Origin of the sequence: Bordetella holmesii, from assembly GCF_020735985.1 — a bacterium.
Lineage (GTDB): Bacteria > Pseudomonadota > Gammaproteobacteria > Burkholderiales > Burkholderiaceae_B > Bordetella > Bordetella holmesii.
This window is the reverse complement of the sequence record NZ_CP085973.1, coordinates 1286564-1303822: the sequence shown is the minus strand read 5'-3', so window position 1 is coordinate 1303822 and position 17259 is coordinate 1286564. Positions and strand designations below refer to the sequence as shown.

The 17259-nt window shown below is 63.4% G+C and carries 16 protein-coding genes; 2 read left to right on the top strand and 14 right to left on the bottom strand.

The window, feature by feature from the left end; translation table 11 throughout:
- Window positions 1-129: 129 nt before the first annotated feature.
- The 11 genes from LK440_RS06220 to LK440_RS06170 form a co-directional block, all read right to left on the bottom strand.
- On the bottom strand, window positions 130-1734 hold the full coding sequence (locus LK440_RS06220; protein ID WP_005014169.1) for an ABC-F family ATPase: 1605 nt from the start codon (window positions 1732-1734) through the stop codon (window positions 130-132).
- Window positions 1735-1987: 253 nt separating this feature from the next.
- Window positions 1988-2968, bottom strand: coding sequence for an LD-carboxypeptidase (locus tag LK440_RS06215; protein WP_005019565.1), 981 nt, complete (start codon window positions 2966-2968; stop codon window positions 1988-1990).
- Window positions 2965-3414: a tRNA adenosine(34) deaminase TadA gene (tadA, locus tag LK440_RS06210; RefSeq protein WP_230580966.1), complete on the bottom strand. Its 450-nt coding sequence runs from the start codon at window positions 3412-3414 to the stop codon at window positions 2965-2967. Before tadA ends, LK440_RS06215 begins: the two co-directional genes overlap by 4 nt.
- A 31-nt stretch (window positions 3415-3445) precedes the next feature.
- The gene (locus LK440_RS06205; protein WP_005014175.1) at window positions 3446-4294 is read right to left on the bottom strand and encodes a haloacid dehalogenase-like hydrolase; all 849 of its coding nucleotides are present in this window, start codon (window positions 4292-4294) and stop codon (window positions 3446-3448) included.
- Window positions 4295-4385: 91 nt separating this feature from the next.
- A complete protein-coding gene (locus LK440_RS06200) occupies window positions 4386-4883 on the bottom strand; it encodes a hypothetical protein (protein WP_005014177.1) in 498 nt (165 codons plus the stop codon).
- Between the two features lie 137 nt (window positions 4884-5020).
- Window positions 5021-5380, bottom strand: coding sequence for a monovalent cation/H(+) antiporter subunit G (gene mnhG / locus LK440_RS06195; protein WP_005014180.1), 360 nt, complete (start codon window positions 5378-5380; stop codon window positions 5021-5023).
- Window positions 5377-5658: a K+/H+ antiporter subunit F gene (locus LK440_RS06190; RefSeq protein ID WP_005014182.1), complete on the bottom strand. Its 282-nt coding sequence runs from the start codon at window positions 5656-5658 to the stop codon at window positions 5377-5379. Before LK440_RS06190 ends, mnhG begins: the two co-directional genes overlap by 4 nt.
- The gene (locus LK440_RS06185; RefSeq protein WP_005014183.1) at window positions 5658-6140 is read right to left on the bottom strand and encodes a Na+/H+ antiporter subunit E; all 483 of its coding nucleotides are present in this window, start codon (window positions 6138-6140) and stop codon (window positions 5658-5660) included. The genes LK440_RS06190 and LK440_RS06185 overlap by 1 nt, the downstream gene beginning before the upstream one ends.
- 1 nt (window position 6141) lies before the next feature.
- On the bottom strand, window positions 6142-7770 hold the full coding sequence (locus LK440_RS06180) for a monovalent cation/H+ antiporter subunit D (protein ID WP_005014185.1): 1629 nt from the start codon (window positions 7768-7770) through the stop codon (window positions 6142-6144).
- On the bottom strand, window positions 7767-8111 hold the full coding sequence (locus LK440_RS06175) for a Na+/H+ antiporter subunit C (protein ID WP_005014186.1): 345 nt from the start codon (window positions 8109-8111) through the stop codon (window positions 7767-7769). The genes LK440_RS06180 and LK440_RS06175 overlap by 4 nt, the downstream gene beginning before the upstream one ends.
- Before the next feature lies 1 nt (window position 8112).
- The gene (locus LK440_RS06170) at window positions 8113-11055 is read right to left on the bottom strand and encodes a monovalent cation/H+ antiporter subunit A (RefSeq protein WP_005019567.1); all 2943 of its coding nucleotides are present in this window, start codon (window positions 11053-11055) and stop codon (window positions 8113-8115) included.
- Window positions 11056-11500: 445 nt separating this feature from the next.
- Between LK440_RS06170 and LK440_RS06165 the strand changes: the two genes are divergently transcribed.
- A complete protein-coding gene (locus LK440_RS06165) occupies window positions 11501-12472 on the top strand; it encodes a Bug family tripartite tricarboxylate transporter substrate binding protein (RefSeq protein ID WP_005014197.1) in 972 nt (323 codons plus the stop codon).
- Here the strand turns inward: LK440_RS06165 and LK440_RS06160 are convergent.
- Entirely contained in the window at window positions 12462-13874 is a 1413-nt protein-coding gene (locus LK440_RS06160; RefSeq protein WP_017685513.1) for an ATP-binding protein, read from the bottom strand. The genes LK440_RS06165 and LK440_RS06160 overlap by 11 nt on opposite strands.
- A gap of 112 nt (window positions 13875-13986) precedes the next feature.
- Here LK440_RS06160 and LK440_RS06155 point away from each other — a divergent pair, with 112 nt between their 5' ends.
- A complete protein-coding gene (locus LK440_RS06155) occupies window positions 13987-14937 on the top strand; it encodes an IS481-like element IS481 family transposase (protein WP_005012650.1) in 951 nt (316 codons plus the stop codon).
- On the opposite strand, the gene LK440_RS06150 is transcribed toward LK440_RS06155, so the two are convergent.
- Window positions 14897-16138 carry an AAA family ATPase gene (locus LK440_RS06150; protein ID WP_005014200.1) on the bottom strand — a complete coding sequence of 414 codons (1242 nt, stop codon included), beginning with the start codon at window positions 16136-16138 and terminating at the stop codon, window positions 14897-14899. The genes LK440_RS06155 and LK440_RS06150 overlap by 41 nt on opposite strands.
- A complete protein-coding gene (locus LK440_RS06145; RefSeq protein ID WP_005014202.1) occupies window positions 16135-17256 on the bottom strand; it encodes a metallophosphoesterase family protein in 1122 nt (373 codons plus the stop codon). The genes LK440_RS06150 and LK440_RS06145 overlap by 4 nt, the downstream gene beginning before the upstream one ends.
- Between the last annotated feature and the right edge of the window lie 3 nt (window positions 17257-17259).

Below are 17259 nucleotides of genomic sequence, written 5' to 3'. Positions count from 1 at the left end.
AATTCACCATATGAATCCAAACGATATTTATAGAATGTTTTAATCGCTAAAAGTCATATAAAAAAGGCTGCCCCGCGGCAGCCTTTTGGCAGGATCCGGCCGCCGGCCAAGGCAGCCCTCACCGGCCCATCATGCTTCGATGCCACGCGAGGCCAGATAGTCTTCGTAGCCACCGCGATAATCGACGATCTCGCCCGAAGGCAGGATTTCGATAATGCGCGTAGCCAGACCAGAGACGAATTCGCGGTCATGCGAGACGAAAATCAGCGTGCCCTCGAATTTCTCCAGCGCGAACTGCAACGACTCGATGGATTCCATGTCCAGGTGGTTGGTGGGTTCGTCGAGCAGCAACACATTGTGGCGCCCCAGCATGAGGCGGCCAAACGTCATGCGGTTTTTCTCGCCGCCAGACAACACGTTGGGGGCCTTGGGCAGATCATCGCTGGAAAACAGCAACCGCCCCAGAGCCGACCGTATGGCCTGGTCGTCATCGCCCGGTTGACGGTATTCCGACATCCAATCGAACAGGTTGATGTCGGTCTGGTGGAATTGATCTGAGACGTCCTGGGCCATATAGCCCATGTCGGCGTTCTCCGACCATTTGACCGAACCCGAGTCCGGCGCCAGATCCGTGGCAAGCAGACGCAGCAACGTGGTCTTGCCCACGCCGTTAGCGCCAATGATGGCGATCTTTTCGCCCGCCTCGACCATGGCCGAGAAGTCACGGATGACCGGCGCGTCGTAACTCTTGGACAGGCGGTCTATCGTCACCGCCTGACGGTGCATGACCTTGTTCTGCTCGAAACGGATGTAGGGGTTCTGGCGCGAAGACGGCTTGACCTCGACCTGATCGGCCTTGATGCGGTCGATCTGTTTCAGGCGCGAGGTGGCCTGGCGCGACTTGGACTTGTTGGCCGCAAAGCGACGCACGAAGTCCTGCAGCTCGGTGATGCGCTCTTTGGCCTTGGCATTGTTGGCCGTCAGGCGCTCGCGCGCCTGCGTCGAGGCCAGCATATAGTCGTCATAGTTGCCGGGATAGATGCGGATATCGCCGTAGTCCACATCGGCCATGTGCGTGCACACCTGGTTCAGGAAGTGACGGTCGTGGCTGATGATGATCATCGTGCTCTGATAACCATTGAGCACGGTCTCCAGCCAACGGATGGTGTTGATATCCAGGTTGTTGGTCGGCTCGTCGAGCAGCAACACGTCGGGATTGGAGAACAGTGCCTGGGCCAGCAGCACGCGCAGCTTCCAGCCGGGAGCAACTTCGCGCATCAACAGATTGTGCTGATCCACGGCGATTTCCAGACCGAGCAGCAACTCGCCGGCACGCGCTTCGGCCGTATAGCCATCGTACTCGGCGAACTTTGCCTCGAGGTCGGCCGCGCGCATGTAATCGTCTTCGGTAGCCTCGGCGTTGGCGTAGATGGCGTCGCGTTCGGTCATCGCAGCCCACATCTCGCTGTGGCCCATCATGACCACATCCAGCACGCGCATGTCTTCGAAGGCGAACTGATCTTGACGCAGTTTGCCCAGGCGCACGCCCGGCTCAAGCGAAACATTGCCGGCGGAAGACTCGAGGTCACCGCCAATAATCTTCATGAAGGTGGACTTGCCCGAGCCGTTGGCCCCGATAAGGCCATAGCGGTTGCCTTCGCCGAACTTGACGCTGACGTTTTCGAAAAGCGGCTTGGGACCAAACTGGATGGTGAGATTGGCGGTAGAGATCACGGTGTCTGTTTATGCTGATACAGGCCCGAAGCGCCCGACGATATCGGCGGCCTGCTGGCCATCTGATGGTCGTGCGCCCGATGTCATCGACGGCAAAAGGCCGCGGGCCGGCCCGGCATGCAAAGCGAAGCGCAAAAAAAGCCCCAAGCTCGTTGCCGGTCTAGTAAACCTGACAGTGTACCAAGCCCGGGGGATTTACGCGCTGCCCTGCTTGCGGCAGGCCGCAAGCAGGGCAATCAGCCGGCGTCCAGGGTCAATGGTGATGTTCGTCGATCACCAGGTGGGCCAGGCCGCGCTCGGTGGCCACGCCCACTTTCTGACCAATGGGTAGCGTCGCCTTGAGATTGCCGTGACCGTAGGGCAGGCCGACGATGACCGGCACCTTAACCTCGCGGCGCAACCATTTAATGACTTCAGGTAAATCGTAGCCCTGATCATGCTCGGCCAGCTTATAGTCGGTGAAACTGCCCAGCAGGATGGCCTTCTGCTTTTGCAGCACGCCAGCCTGCGCCAGTTGGGCCAGCATGCGCTCGATGCGGTAGGGATGCTCGGATACGTCTTCGATAAACAGAATACCGCCACGCACTTTGGGGAAATAAGGCGTGCCGAGCAGGGAAACGAGTGTCGCCAAGTTGCCACCCCACAGTACGCCGCGCGCATCGACGGAATCCGCATCGGCGGTTTCGAAGCTGAGGATTTCCAGTTCGCCACGCATGATTTCGCCAAACAGGGCGACAGTAAGCGGATCGATGCGCTTGCCACCGAAATCCCGCACGGCCGTGGCGCCCGTATAACTTACCGCTCCGGTCTGCGCCAGCAAGGCCAGGTTGAAAGCAGTGAAGTCGCTCATGCCGACAAACCGCTTGCCGCTGTCGGCCATGGCTTTCCAGTCGATGTGCGGCAACAGGCGTGACAATCCATAGCCGCCACGCGTTGCCATGACGATGGGCTGTTTCTGCGCGGCGGCACGCGCCAGGCCGGCAAGGCGTTGTTTATCCGTGCCCGCAAAGCGCTGATGCGTAGCCAGCGCCGCGCGATCGAGCACGGTCTTGAAGCCTTCGGCCGCCAGCCGTTCTCGGGCAAGCTCGACGGTTTGCGGATCGCGCACGGCCGACGACGGCGAAATGAGGTAAATACCGCCGGAAGGTGCGACGTGGTGCTCGCAGGTCAGCCCGCAGGTATGGCCGTGATCGTGATCATGGCCTTCGTGACCTGTCTTACGGGGGGGGTTCATCGTGTTTTTTCCTTTTGGCGGCGCTCACGAAAGAACGTGCGCAGAAGGTCCGCGCAAGGCTGTGCAAGCACACCTCCGGTTACTGTGGTGTGATGATTGAGTTGGCCGACAGCGCCGACATCGAGCACGCTGCCGCACGCGCCAGTCTTGGGATCCTGCGCGCCATAGATCACGCGTGCCAGTCGGGCGTGCAGCATGGCGCCGATGCACATGACACAAGGCTCAAGCGTGACGTAAAGCGCCAAACCCGGCAAGCGGTAGTTGCCCAACTGAGCTGCGGCTGCGCGCAGCGCCACAACTTCGGCATGCGCGGTGGGATCCGCATCCATGATGGTGCGGTTGTAACCCATGCCCAGCACTTCGCCCTGCGCACTGACAACAATGGCGCCCACGGGCACCTCGCCGGCTGCATAGGCCAGGCGCGCCTGATCCAGCGCCATTTGCATGAACACGTCATCGGTCACCGCCGTCGCGTCCTCAGCCACCGTAGGCTCTGGACTTCAACGAGACACTACCGGCCAGCCCGATAAGCGCGGCCTCAAGCAACTGATATGGCTCGGCCTCTTCGTCGTAGCGCGCGAAATTGAGATTGGAGACGCGGCCCTGCTCGACAAACCCCCAGGCCCGGCTGCGCTTGTCGCGATGGCTCGGATCCCAAACACCAAACGCATAGCCGCCGGCGCGCCGGATAAGAGAAAAGCAGGGAATGTCGGTATAGCCATCGCCGACGAAGACCATTTGGTCCAAGGGCACGCGCAGACGATCTTCCGACACCTTACGATTGACCTCGAAGGGCCGGTTGCGAAACTCCGGCCCCACCAGCCCTTTCTGGATATGAAAGAGATACCGTGTCTTGTCGGTAAAGCTGACAATGCGACGCGGAAAACAGATGCCGCCGGCCTCATCGTAGATGAACTCGCTGGCCCAGATATCGGTGAACTCGGCAGCGATAGGCGTAGAACGAACGATATCGCCGATGCCACTCGAGATGAGATAGAACTCGAGCTGAATACGCGGATGCGTACTGCGCACGGCCTGGCGCAGGCGCTCGAAAAGTGTGGGCACCCCTTTATGCAAGGGCAGTCTGGCGCCCCACTGTTGCAGCTGTTCGCGCGTGATCGGGCCATGCTTGCCCTGGCGGGACAGTTCTATCATGCGGTAGAGATAGGCAGGAACGGGGTCCCAGTCCTGCTGAGACAGCAGCGGATCAACGGAGTCCTTCCAGAAGGCCGCCGTATCGACACCAATGCTTTCGAGAAAGCCCGTGGTGCTGTCTGGAGCCAGCGTGTCGTCGAAGTCGAATACCAGGGCGATGACGTCGGACATTCGGGGGATAGCTCAAGTGAAAGAGCCCACATTTTGCCTGAATGCCGCATGCACTGCTGCGGGACGGCAGACGCCGTCCCGCGTTTGTCGATCAACGCATCGGCGCGGCGGCCGGTTGCAGGCCCGACGGCGTGCCCGCCGGCGGCAGATTATTCTGCATGGTGGAACCCGGAGTCCCGGCGGGCACGGGAATGACGGTTTCGCGCATCACCCCGCCACCGTCGACGCTACCGCGCGTGGTCGTGTTGGCCGGATCGGTCATCTGCGTGATGCAATCCTGCCGTTGCAGGGCAGGCAGCGCGTCACAGCGCCGAGTGCGATTCTGCTCGTGGCTGGTCGATCCCGTACTCAGACGATTTCGCTTGGCTTCGTCGCGTGCGGCGCCGGCTTCGCGCAGGCAGGTTTTGCGATCCTGCGCACTCATGCCAGCGTTGCAGCGGGCGACTTCGCGTTTATAGACAGCGTCGGGCGTGTTGGACGGTTCGGCAGCATGCGCCGGGCTGATCGCCCAAAGCGCCGCCGTCAAGGCCAGCAACGATCCGGCGGTGGCGTTCACGCAGCGGTGGCGGAGGGTTTGAGGTTGATTCATGGTCTTCTCCTGTTTGGGTTCTAGGCCGGGACACATCCCGGGGGACCAAAGCTGACAGCTGTAACGTCTCTACCTTACGCAAATCTCGCCCATGGATCTTGCGCGAAATGTTACAGAGCTGTCCAAGCGTAATCGCCTCAAGGCTCACTGCTGGCGCTGGTGCGCGGTACATTGGGCCCGACTTCGGCGTCGCGATTGCGGTAGACCGCCGCGCGCATAAGCATCATTCCGGTGACGGGCGATGTCAGCACCAGCAGGATGATGATCACCACTTCATGGAACACCGGGCGCGACGCCAGGTAGGAAAATACCAGGATCGATGACAACAGGACGCTGCAAGCCCCCAGCGTATTGGCCAGCGTAGGAGCATGAATTCGCGCATAAAAATGGCCAAAGCGCAGCAACCCCACCGCGCCGGTCAGCTCCAGCAGGCCGCCGGCGATCAGCAACAGGCTGGCCGGTACCGCGATCCACCAGGGAATATCGGCGCCTATCATGGTTCGATGACCTCCCCTCGCAGCAGAAACTTCGCCATGGCCGTCGAGCCTACAAAGCCGAAGAGCGCGATCAGCAGCGCAATATCGAAGTAAACCCCCGTCCCTTCCCGGATACCGAAGACCAACATGATGAGCATGCCCTGGATATAGACCGCATCCAGGCCAAGCACGCGGTCCTGAGCCGTCGGGCCGCGCAGTATACGGATCACGGCGCAGCCCAGGCCGACCGCAAAGCAGGTCAGCGCGAAAGAAGCCGACAAATAAAGTAACAGCCCCATTATTCGAACACCTCCATCAATGTGCGCTCGTAGCGTCCCTTGACCAGGGCCACCCATTCTTCCTCGTTTTGCAGGTCCAGCACATGCAAGGTCAGATCCTGGTCGTCGGAGATTTCCACGACCACGGTCCCCGGTGTATAGGTGAGGATGCAAACCAGCATGGCCAGACCATGAGGGTCGCGCATGGTCAAAGGAATGTGCATGAACCCAGGGGACATGTCTGAATGCGGCCGCCAGATCAGTTGGGTAACAGCCCAGTTCGAGCGGATGATGTCCAACAAGACGCGGCAGAACAAGCCAGGCAGCAAATAGAAGCGGCGCGGGCGGGCCTGTAGCGGGCGCAGCCGGGTCGATGCCCACCCCAGCCACACCGCCAGAGCCGCACCCACGGCGGCCTGCCCCCAGGACAACGACTCGTTGAGCACCAGCCAAAGCAGGAAGATACCCAGCGGCAGGAGCGTTTTACCGATGATCTCGCGCATCTCAGTGCCCCTCCCCGATCACGCGCACGGGCTGCTTGGATAGCACGGCTTCGATATAGGCGGTTGGCGTATCCAGCGATTGGGCGGCGGCATCCAGATAGGCCGAAATCGGCCCGGCTGCGGCGGTCAACGCCACACATAACAGGATGAGAACCGCCACGGGGCCGGCTTCGATCACCCGCAGCCGCGGCGTGGTGCGGTCTTCGCTGCTCCAGAATACGCGTATCCCTGTCCGGCCCAATGCCATTAGCCCAGCCAGGCCGGACAACAGAACTCCTGCCACCAGGAGCCAAGCGTCCAGCGGCGGAGCCGATGTGTTGGCCGCCGAGACCGCTGACGACAATAAAGAAAATTTAGCAACGAAGCCCGACAGGGGCGGCAAGCCGGTGACCAACAGCGCGCAGGCGGTGAACGCCAGCCCCAAAAAGGCCATGGCAGCGGGGATCGCCACCCCGACGACGTCATCGGAACGATTGGGCGCAGCCGGATCATCGAGATCAAAGCTGTCCATCGTCACGGCCAGCACGTTGGCACCGAAACTGCGGGTGCGCTCGATGAGCTCGATGAGCAGAAAGAACGCGCCGGTGGCCAGCACCGAGCTGATAAGGTAGAACAATGCCGGTCCGGTCAATGTCACGCCTGGCATGCCCAACGCCGTCAGCAAGGTGCCCGCCGACAGGATGACGCAGTAACCGGCGATCTTCTCCATTTGCTGCGACGCCAAGATACCGATGCCTGCGAAACACAGCGTGGCCAAGCCGACGGCGAACATCCAATCCAGGCTGAACGCCGAAGGCGCCCCCGTCGGTAGCAGGAGCGAACCGATGCGCAGCAAAGCATAAATCCCCACCTTGGTCATGATGGAGAACATGGCAGCCACGGGTGCACACGCCGATCCATAGCCGCTGACAAGCCAGAAATTCAACGGCCAAGCACCCGCTTTGACGAGAAAAGCGACGCCCAGAATGGCGGCACCGGCCTCGAACAGGCTGCGATCGGCGCCGACCAGCGTGCCGGCGCGAACCGCAAGATCGGCCATATTGAGCGTGCCCGTCACGCCGTAAATGAGTGCGATGCTGATGAGCAGCAAAAAGGAAGCCACCAGGTTGACCGCGATATATTGCAGGCCGGCCCGCACCCGCGTGGCGCCCGATCCGTGCAGCAGCAGGCCGTATGACGCGGCCAGCAGCACCTCGAAAAATACGAACAGATTGAACAGATCGCCGGTGAGGAAGGCGCCATTGAGGCCCATGAGCAGAAACTGGAACAGCGAGTGGAAATGCACTCCCGCACGGTCCCAGCGCGCCAGCGAATAAATGAGCGTGGCCAACCCCAGCGTGGCGGTAAGCGTGAGCATGACCGCGGTCAACCGGTCGACTACCAGGACGATGCCGAAAGGCGCCGGCCAGTCGCCGGGCAGGTAAACGCCGATGCCATCAGGCCAGACGCCGTTTGCGCCGGAAGCCAGATACAGCAGCGCGATGGCACTTGCCAGTTGCAGCAGCGTAGAAACCACGGCGATGGCCGCGCGCTCGCGGCGGCGAGTGTCGGCCAGCAGCAGCATGACCGCGCCCGCCAAGAGCGGCACCACGATGGGGTAAATGGGAAGGTGTTGCTGCCAATCGATCAAGATTCAGGCTCCCGGCCGTCAACGTGGTCGGTGCCTGTCAGGCCCCGCGAGGCCAGCAGCACCACAAGAAACAGGGCCGTCGTCGCAAAGCCGATGACGATGGCGGTCAGGACCAGCGCCTGCGGCAGAGGGTCTGCGTAGACGCTGGGATCTGGCGGCACCAAGGGATCGACCACGGGAGGACGGCCCACCGTCAGCCGCCCCATACCGAATATGAAGAGATTGACGGCGTAAGAGATGAGCGATAGCCCCATGATGACCTGGAAGGTTCGCGGGCGCAGCAAGAGCCACACCCCTGAGCCTACCAACACACCAATGGCAATTGCGTAGATCCACTCCATATCACGCCCCCTTGACGGCCGTTGCTGCCTGCGCTTCGGCATCGGCCTGCTGCGCTTCGGCGACGAGTTTGCGTTGGGCCCGCAATGATTGGTGAGCGAGCGCGACCAGCACAAGCACCGTGGCACCCACCACCAACATGTAAACGCCGAGATCGAACAACAGCACACTGGAAAGGTGGATCTTTCCTATGAGCGGCACATGGATGTCCCAGGCCAGCGCCGACAGAAACGGCCGCAACGCCAGCCAGGCCGACATCGCGGCAGCACCTGCAGCCAGCAATCCCAGGCCCACCCAGTGCTGCGGATTGAGCCGGCTGCGCGACTCCACCCAGTAGACGCCCCCCACCATGTACTGGAGGATGACCGAGGTCGCCATGACTAGGCCCCCGACGAACCCGCCGCCAGGCAAGTTGTGTCCTCGCAGCAGCAGATAGACCGACACCAATACGGCGATAGGCAACAACAGGCGTACCAGCACGGCGGGAATCCGCATCGCCCCCTGAGGCAGCGGCGACTTGACGTCCGGACTGGGCGGCAACTCGCCCATCGTCAAGCCATCCTGCTCCCGCTGCTGGCGCGGCATCTCGATGCTTTCCTGCGCCGGCCGGAAGCGTCGCAGCAAGGCGTAGACCGTCAGCGCCACGATGCCGAGCACCGTGATTTCGCCCAGCGTGTCGAATCCCCGGAAGTCCACGAGAATGACGTTGACCACGTTGGTGCCGCCCCCCTCGGGCAAGGCCTCCTCGACGAAAAACGATGAAATCGTTTCACCCAGAGGGCGCGTCAGCATGGCGTAGGCAATCGCGCTCATGGATATCCCCGCCAAAGCGGCCAGGCCCAGATCCCGTGCCCGCCGCAGGCGAGCCTTGACGTCCGGCCGTACGTCCTCGCCTTCGCCCACGATACGCCGTGGCAGCCAGCGCAGGCCCAGCAACAAGAGGACGACGGTTACGACCTCAACGGCCAACTGCGTCAAGGCCAGATCGGGCGCCGAGAACCATACGAACGTCAGGCAGGTCACCAACCCTGCCCCGCCGGACAGCGTCAGCGACGCCAAGCGGTGGTACTTGGCCTGATAGGCCGCGCCCACCGCGCAGGCCCCGCCTGCCAGCCAGAGCAGCAAGAAGGTCGGATCGGCGGGCGTACGCGGCCCCTGCCCGTCGAGCCAGGCATGCAGGCGCAGGGGCAGCCAGGCTGCCAACAGCGTGACGCTGATGATGATCAGCATCTGCACTTGCAGGCGTGGCGAGGACACGCGGCGCAGCACCCAGCGTGCCACGACCGCACTGCCTTCGAACAGAAACTCGAAGGTGCGCCGGCCGTCCAGACGATAGATGAATGGAACCCTTCCCGGATGGGCCGCCTGCTGGGCCCGCAACCCGAGATACAGCAGCACACCCGCGGTCATCGCCACCAGACTCATGACCAGCGGCAGGTTGAAACCATGCCAGACGGCCAGGCTGAACTGCGGCATGTCCGGCCCCAGGATGCTGTGCGCGGCAATATCCAGCACCGGCCCGACGGTCAGGCCCGGAGCCACCCCTATCACCAGACAGAGCAATACCAGCAATGCGCTGGGAAACAGCATCCAGCGGGGCGGCTCATGCGGCGCACGCGGCAGATCCGTCGAGGGCGGACCGAAAAACACCTGCAGGATGAAACGTAACGAGTAGGTGACACTGAAGGCGCCGGCGATGGTTGCCATCAGGGGCAAGCCATACTCCAGGACATGGTCGCCGGTGATAAACGTCGTTTCGGCGAAGAACATTTCCTTGGACAGAAAACCGTTGAGCAGCGGCACGCCGGCCATGGAGGCTGCAGCGACCATCGCCATGGTCGCCGTCAACGGCATGGCCGAATACAAGCCACTTAGCCGGCTGAGGTCGTGCGTGCCGGTTTCGTGATCGACGATGCCGGCGGCCATGAACAACGAGGCCTTGAAGATTGCATGATTGACCATATGGAACACTGCCGCGACCAGAGCAAGCGGGCTGTTCAGGCCCAGCAGCAACGTGATGAGCCCCAGATGACTGATGGTGGAATAGGCCAGCACACCTTTCATGTCCTGCTGGAATATGGCGGCGTAGGCTCCCAGCACCAGCGTGCACAGCCCGGCTCCGCCGATGAGCCAGAACCACTCATCCGTGCCGGCCAGCAGAGGCCAGAATCGCGCCAGCAGAAACACACCGGCCTTGACCATGGTGGCCGAGTGCAAATAGGCCGATACCGGGGTGGGGGCCGCCATCGCGTTGGGCAGCCAGAACTGGAAGGGAAACTGCGCGCTCTTGGTCAGCGCGCCTAGTGCAACCAGCACCAGCGCGGCCGGGTACCAGGGGTCGGCACGCACCAGGTCGCCCGAGCGCAGCACCACATCCATGTCGTAGCTGCCTACGATGTGGCCCAGCAGGAGCACCCCGCCGAGCAGACAGAGGCCACCCGCGCCAGTGACCGTCAAGGCCATGCGCGCTCCACGTCGTGCATCGGCGCGATGGTGCCAATAAGCGATCAACATGAAGGACGCCAGGCTGGTCATCTCCCAGAACATGACCAGCTGGATGAGGTTGCCCGACAGCACCACGCCCAGCATGGCGGCCATGAACGCCTGAAAAAATGAAAAGAACCGCGGAACCGGATCTTTGGGAGACATGTAGTAACGCGCATAGAGCACGACCAAGGTCGCCATGCCCGATACGATGAAGGAGAACAGCCAGGCATAGCCGTCCATGCGCAAGGCAAACTGCAAACCCAATGCCGGAGCCCAGGGTATCTGGACCCGTATCACCTCACCCGCCGCGATCTGAGGGTAAAGACTGGCCACCAGCAAGGTGGTTGCCAGCGCAACCAGCCCAGCCAGCCAGGCTTCCGCATTGCGGGCATTTGCCGGCAACAGGGCGGCGCACAAGCTGCCAGCAAATGGCAGAGCGAGAATGAGTAGTAGCGACATGGCGCTCCGGGAGAGGTCCGGCCCGTCTATTGGCGCAAGCGAAAGACGGGCATGAAGCCTGTTAGGCGATCGGAAGACGCCCTGACTCGATCCATACTACCGCTCGCCGCCGTCCTGAACAGACAACATATCCCACCAGCGCGGCGAGCGCACTGAGGGCCATTACGGAAGGGGTTCTGGCAAAACGGCCAGGAGACTCAGACAAAAAAATATCAGATTCTTGTAAATTACGCACCAATAACAGCGTTTACCACGACGATCATTGCACAATAATTGTGCAATCACAGCAGCTTGTTGCCCAGCACCCGCCCCCTCCTACGGGTAAATCCGCCTATCTCCGCCGGCGTTTTTTGGGTGGAATGCCGCGCCCGGCCCACAAAGCCGCGGGCACATCACAACATTGCGGAAGAGGCCACGACCTGCCGCGCTGAGGAGATAGAACACTATGAAAATCCGCACTCTGCTGTGTGTCGCGCTAGGCGCTACCGCTTTCGCTTCGCAGGCGATGGCCGACTACCCTGACCGGCCTATTCGCCTGATCGTGCCTTTTGCCGCGGGCGGCACCACCGATATCGTCGCGCGCGTGGTCGCCGAAAGCCTGGGACGCGAGCTCGGCCAGCCCGTCGTGGTCGAGAACAAGGGCGGCGGCGGCGGCGCGATAGGCGCCGAGGCACTCGCCCGGTCCTCGGCCGACGGTTACACCCTGGGCATGGCCACCGTAAGCACCATGGCCACCAATCCGGCGACCAACCCCAAGACGCCGTACAACCCGTTGAAAGACTTCACGCCGATCATCAACCTGGTCAACGTGCCCAACGTGCTGACGGTCAATCCCAAGGTGCCCGCGAAAAACCTGGAAGAGTTCGTCGCTCTGCTCAAGGCCAATCCGGGTAAGTACAGCTATGCATCGGCCGGCACGGGCGGCATCTCCCATCTGGATGGAGAGTTGTTCAAATCGCTGACGGGCACGCCGGAGTTCATCCACGTCCCGTACCGAGGCTCGGGCCCGGGACTGAACGACACGCTCGCCGGGCAAGTCAGCGCGCAGTTCGATAACCTGCCCTCCTCCATGCCGCATATCCAGTCTGGCAAGCTGCGTGCGCTGGCCGTCGCCTCGACCAAACGCGTCCCCGGGCTGGACAACGTACCTACATTTGCCGAGGCTGGCATGCCGGCCATGAACAATATGGCCTGGTACGGTCTGGTCGCCCCGGCCGGCGTGCCGCCAGCCGTGGTGCAGAAGGTGCATGACGCCGCCGCACGCGCGTTGAAAGACCCGCGCACGTCGCAACGCCTGATCGAGGGCGGCTCGCAGATCGACGGCGGCACGCCGGAAGCCTATGCCGCACTCATCAAGCGCGAACTGGAGCTGCGCCAGAAGATCGCCCGTGAGCAGAAGATTCAGCTCACGGAGTAAATGCGTCGAGCTGGCGAACCGGTACACCCATGTCCTGCCACGCCTGAGCGTGGCAGGTAAAGAGCAGGATCTGGTGACGCGTAGCGGCATCAAACAACGCGCGTTTGACCCGCTCGCGCCGGCTGTCATCGGAGTGCACCAGCGCATCATCAAGCACCAGCAGTGTGGGACGGCCGGCCTGTTGCAGCAAGTCGGCATAGGCCAGCCGCGCCAGCAGACCCAGCTGTTCACGCGTGCCGAAGCTCAAGGCAGCCAGGGCATCCTCGATGCCGCCACGCGCCAGCGCCACGGGCAGCAACTGCTCGTCCAGTCGCAAATCCGCCCCGGGAAACAACAGCCCTAGATAGTGCGCCAAGCGTTCGGCCAGTGGCTGCAGCAAGCGGCGGGTCGCCGTCTCGCGCTGCTCGTCGAGAAGCCGCCACAGCAGATCCAGCGCGGCGGCGCGGCGGGCATAATCCTCTCGTAGGCGGCCTGCTCGCTGCCACTCGGCCTCGGTGGCGGCCAGGCGTTCACCCACCCCTTGCGCGCCAGCCTGCTCCAGTTTGCCCTGCAATTGCAGCAGACGCGCATGGCGGTCCTGCTGCGCCTGGCGCGCCAGTTCGGCCGAGCGCGCGTAGCGCTCGGCGTCTTGTCGGACCTGCTCCGGGCGATGTTCAGCCAACGCCGCCTCAGCGTGTTCGACGCGCCTGCGGCAATCCTGCTCACGCTGCTCGGCCTGCGTGAATTGCACTGCCCGCGCCGCGCGGCGTGCAGCCTGGTTCTCGGTGTCGAAGGCAGCCTGGCGGCTATCGGCCTGTTCTCGCAACAGGCCAGCCCGACCTTGGGCCTCGATCTGGACGGCGTCGGCTTTGCGAGCCAGTTGGGTCGCGGCTTCGCAGCTGGCCTGGCAGCGCTGCAACGTATCAGCGGCCGCCGCCAGCTTTTGCTCAAGATCTGCGGCAGGCGCCTCGACGCTCAGGCGTGCCTGCAGTTGCGCGCGCGTGCTGGTGACCTCGGCCAGCTCCGCGCGCCGCGCCGCCAAGCCCTCAGGGGCCTGTGCGGCCAGCGCGGCACGTACCTGAGCCAGCTCCCGCTGCAATTCCTCGGCCAAGGCCAGACGTGCTTCGCCCTGCGCCAACGTTTCCAGGCCCAGCGCCTGCAGCCCCTTTGACAAGCTTGCCTGAGCCTGAGCGAGCTCGCGCTGCAGCGTGGGGAGATCCCGCCCGCCGGGTTCAATAGACAGCGTGCCCAAGCCGGGCAACCGCAGTTCCGTCGCCGCGGACAACAGGGCCTCGCCCTCGTCTCGCAGAATGCTTTCACCCAGGCTGAGCACCACGTCGGGCGGCAGCGAATAACGGATGCGAGTGGCTGCAAGCTCCTGGCGCAGACGCAAGGTATCGCATTCGTGGGCTGTTTTGCGCAACGCGGACAGGCTAGCTGTGAAGATTCAATAGGTTGTATGCATGGTTCATCCGAACCGGATTTGAGAAACTGGAAATCGCCAACCCCCCAGTTCACTCAAGGAGCCCGGCCGGATGAACACCCATAAGCATGCCCGATTGACCTTCCTACGTCGACTCGAAATGGTCCAGCAATTGATCGCCCATCAAGTTTGTGTGCCTGAAGCGGCCCGCGCCTATGGGGTCACCGCGCCGACTGTGCGCAAATGGCTGGGCCGCTTCCTGGCTCAGGGCCAGGCGGGCTTGGCCGATGCGTCCTCGCGCCCGACGGTCTCGCCCCGAGCGATTGCGCCGGCCAAGGCGCTGGCTATCGTGGAGCTGCGCCGCAAGCGGCTGACCCAAGCGCGCATCGCCCAGGCGCTGGGCGTGTCAGCCAGCACCGTCAGCCGCGTCCTGGCCCGCGCCGGTCTGTCGCACCTGGCCGACCTGGAGCCGGCCGAGCCGGTGGTGCGCTACGAGCATCAGGCCCCCGGCGATCTGCTGCACATCGACATCAAGAAGCTGGGACGTATCCAGCGCCCTGGCCACCGGGTCACGGGCAACCGACGCGATACCGTTGAGGGGGCCGGCTGGGACTTCGTCTTCGTGGCCATCGATGACCACGCCCGCGTGGCCTTCACCGACATCCACCCCGACGAGCGCTTCCCCAGCGCCGTCCAGTTCCTCAAGGACGCAGTGGCCTACTACCAGCGCCTGGGCGTGACCATCCAGCGCTTGCTCACCGACAATGGCTCGGCCTTTCGCAGCCGCGCCTTCGCCGCGCTGTGCCATGAGCTGGGCATCAAGCACCGCTTTACCCGACCTTACCGCCCACAGACCAATGGCAAGGCCGAACGCTTCATCCAGTCGGCCTTGCGTGAGTGGGCTTACGCTCACACCTACCAGAACTCCCAACACCGAGCCGATGCCATGAAATCCTGGCTACACCACTACAACTGGCATCGACCCCACCACGGCATCGGGCGCGCTGTACCCATCTCCAGACTCAACCTGGACGAATACAACCTATTGACAGTTCACAGCTAGCCGCGTCGATACGGATTTGACCCAACTGAGCCTGGATCCGCTCGCCCTGGATGGCGGATTCCTGGGCGGCCTGTAGCGCTTCGGTCAGGCGTGCCTCATCATTGATGACGCGGCGCAGCGCATCGCGCATCTCACTTTGTCGGCGCGCCTCCTGCAGGCTTTCGAGGGCCGCGCGCGCCTGAAGCAACGCCGACTCGGCCCGTTGACGCGCCTGCGTGTTGCGCGCTGCCACGTCGCTGGCCTGCGCCGCCGCTTGAGCTGCTGCCGTCGCGTCGGCGCGCAATTGGCCAAGGGCTTCGGAGTCCTGCTGGTCGCGGGCGATCTGCTCCCGCAAGGCCAGCGCGAGCCGCCGCGCCTCGTCGGCCTCTTGACGCAGGCGGTCCAGTGCCTCCTGTTCGCGCGCCAACGCCTGCAGGCGCGCTTGCGCTTGTGCGGCCTGCGCTTCAAGTGCCAGCCAAGGCGCCTGGCTTTCGTTTTGCTCGTACTCGGCGCGCCAGCTGGCCAGCCGGTCGACATCGGCCTCCAGCTCAGCACTTTCGCGCAGCAGGGCCTCCCGAGCCTGGCCCAGACGCAACCAGTTGTCTTCGGCCGCCTTGTAAGCCCCCTTGGGTTTGCCGCCACGTGCGTCCAGCAAGGCGGCACGCGCCTCCTGCACCTGCGCATGCAACCGGTCGCCACCCTGACTGGCCAGTTCGCCCGTGATCTGTGTCAGGGCCTCGCGCACCTGTCCGGCGGCGTGTTGGGCTGGCTCAGCAATGTCCTGCCCGCTGCCCTGGGCGATCCACAGCAGTCCGGGCACGCCCGCGTGCTCAGGCTTACTCTGCCCGCGGCCAGGGATGTCGAATCCCAGCAACTTGGCCAGCGCCTGTTCGGCCTCTTCGCCTTCCAGGCGTTGCCCGTCGATACGCAGTTCGCAGCGGGCCCGATGCAGAAACTGCTTGCACAGCTCGTATTGATGGCCTGCATGCTCGAATGCGACCGTCACCGACGGGCGCGCGCCGCTCAAGCCGTAGGGCGCGAGATCCGCAACCTTGCTGGTGCCATAACGCTCGAGAAACGCCGCCCGCAAGGCCAGCGCATAGGTGGATTTGCCGGTTTCGTTGGCGCCGGCAATGATGTTCAGGCCCGTGTGCAGGTTCTCCAGCGCCGCGGTGTCGCGAAACTTGCGGAATTCCTGCAGGACAATCCGGTGCAGTTTCATGGCGCGCTCCCGTCGCGCGCCATGCGCATCAGGATGCGCATGGCGTCACGCGCCACCTGCGCCCCCTGTGGATCCGACTGCGCCTGCATCGCTCGCAATCGGGCGGCCACGTCACCGACATAGCCCCCGCCATCCAGAGCGGCGAAATCCGTCTCCTGTGGCTCCAGCGTCAGCGCATCCTGATCCAACCGCAGCGCTCGCAAGCGGGCTTGGGCCTGACCGATGACCTGCGCCAGGCGCTCCCACGCAGCCAGTGAAACCGTTCCCGTCAAGGTCAGACGCAGCACATCGTCGGCGCGCAGTTCTTCCAGGCGAACCGCCAGCGTTTCGGCATCGGCTTCGACCGAGAGAGCGACCGTCCAGGCCTGCCATCGATAGCGCCCCACTTTGAGGGGCTCCACCTCGGCGGCGCCGCCTTGCAGCCGCACGTGCAACACATATCCGGGCTCGTTGCCTCGAAAGCGATCTGGTGCGGGCGTGCCGGCATACCAACAGCGCTCGCCCACACGCAAACACCCATGCCAATCCCCCAGCGCCAGATAATCCAATCGCGCCCGCTCGGCTCGATCCGCGGCGATGGGATTGGCGGCGTCGGCCGACTCGGGCAGTCGGCCCGCCACACTGCCATGCGCCAATCCCACGCGCGGCAACCCGGGCGGGCTTGCCAAGCCGTCGAAAACCCGGGTGACGTCATCGTAGGTATGTCGCTGGGTCAAGTCGGCGGCCAGCACCGCCATACCGGGCAGCTCGATCACTCCTGCCTGCAAGGCGACGGATACGTTTTCGGGAATGCAACCCAGTTGCTGGGCGCGGGTCCAGACGCTGTCGGCCAGCGCCGCGTCATGGTTGCCCGGAATCATTACCCACGGACCGGAGTAGGCCTGCAAGGCCGCAAACAGACGCCTGATGGTGCGGTCCGAGACGGCCTGGGTATCAAACACGTCGCCCGCCACCAGCACGGCGTCGACGCCGCGCTCATGCGCCAGCCCCGCCAGTCGTGCGACCGTCTCCAGCCGCGCCTCGGCCAGTACGGCGCCGTCGTCGTCATCAAACTGGCCGTACTGTCGGCCTATCTGCCAGTCGGCGGTGTGCAGGAAGGAAACGGGTCGGGAGCTCATGCC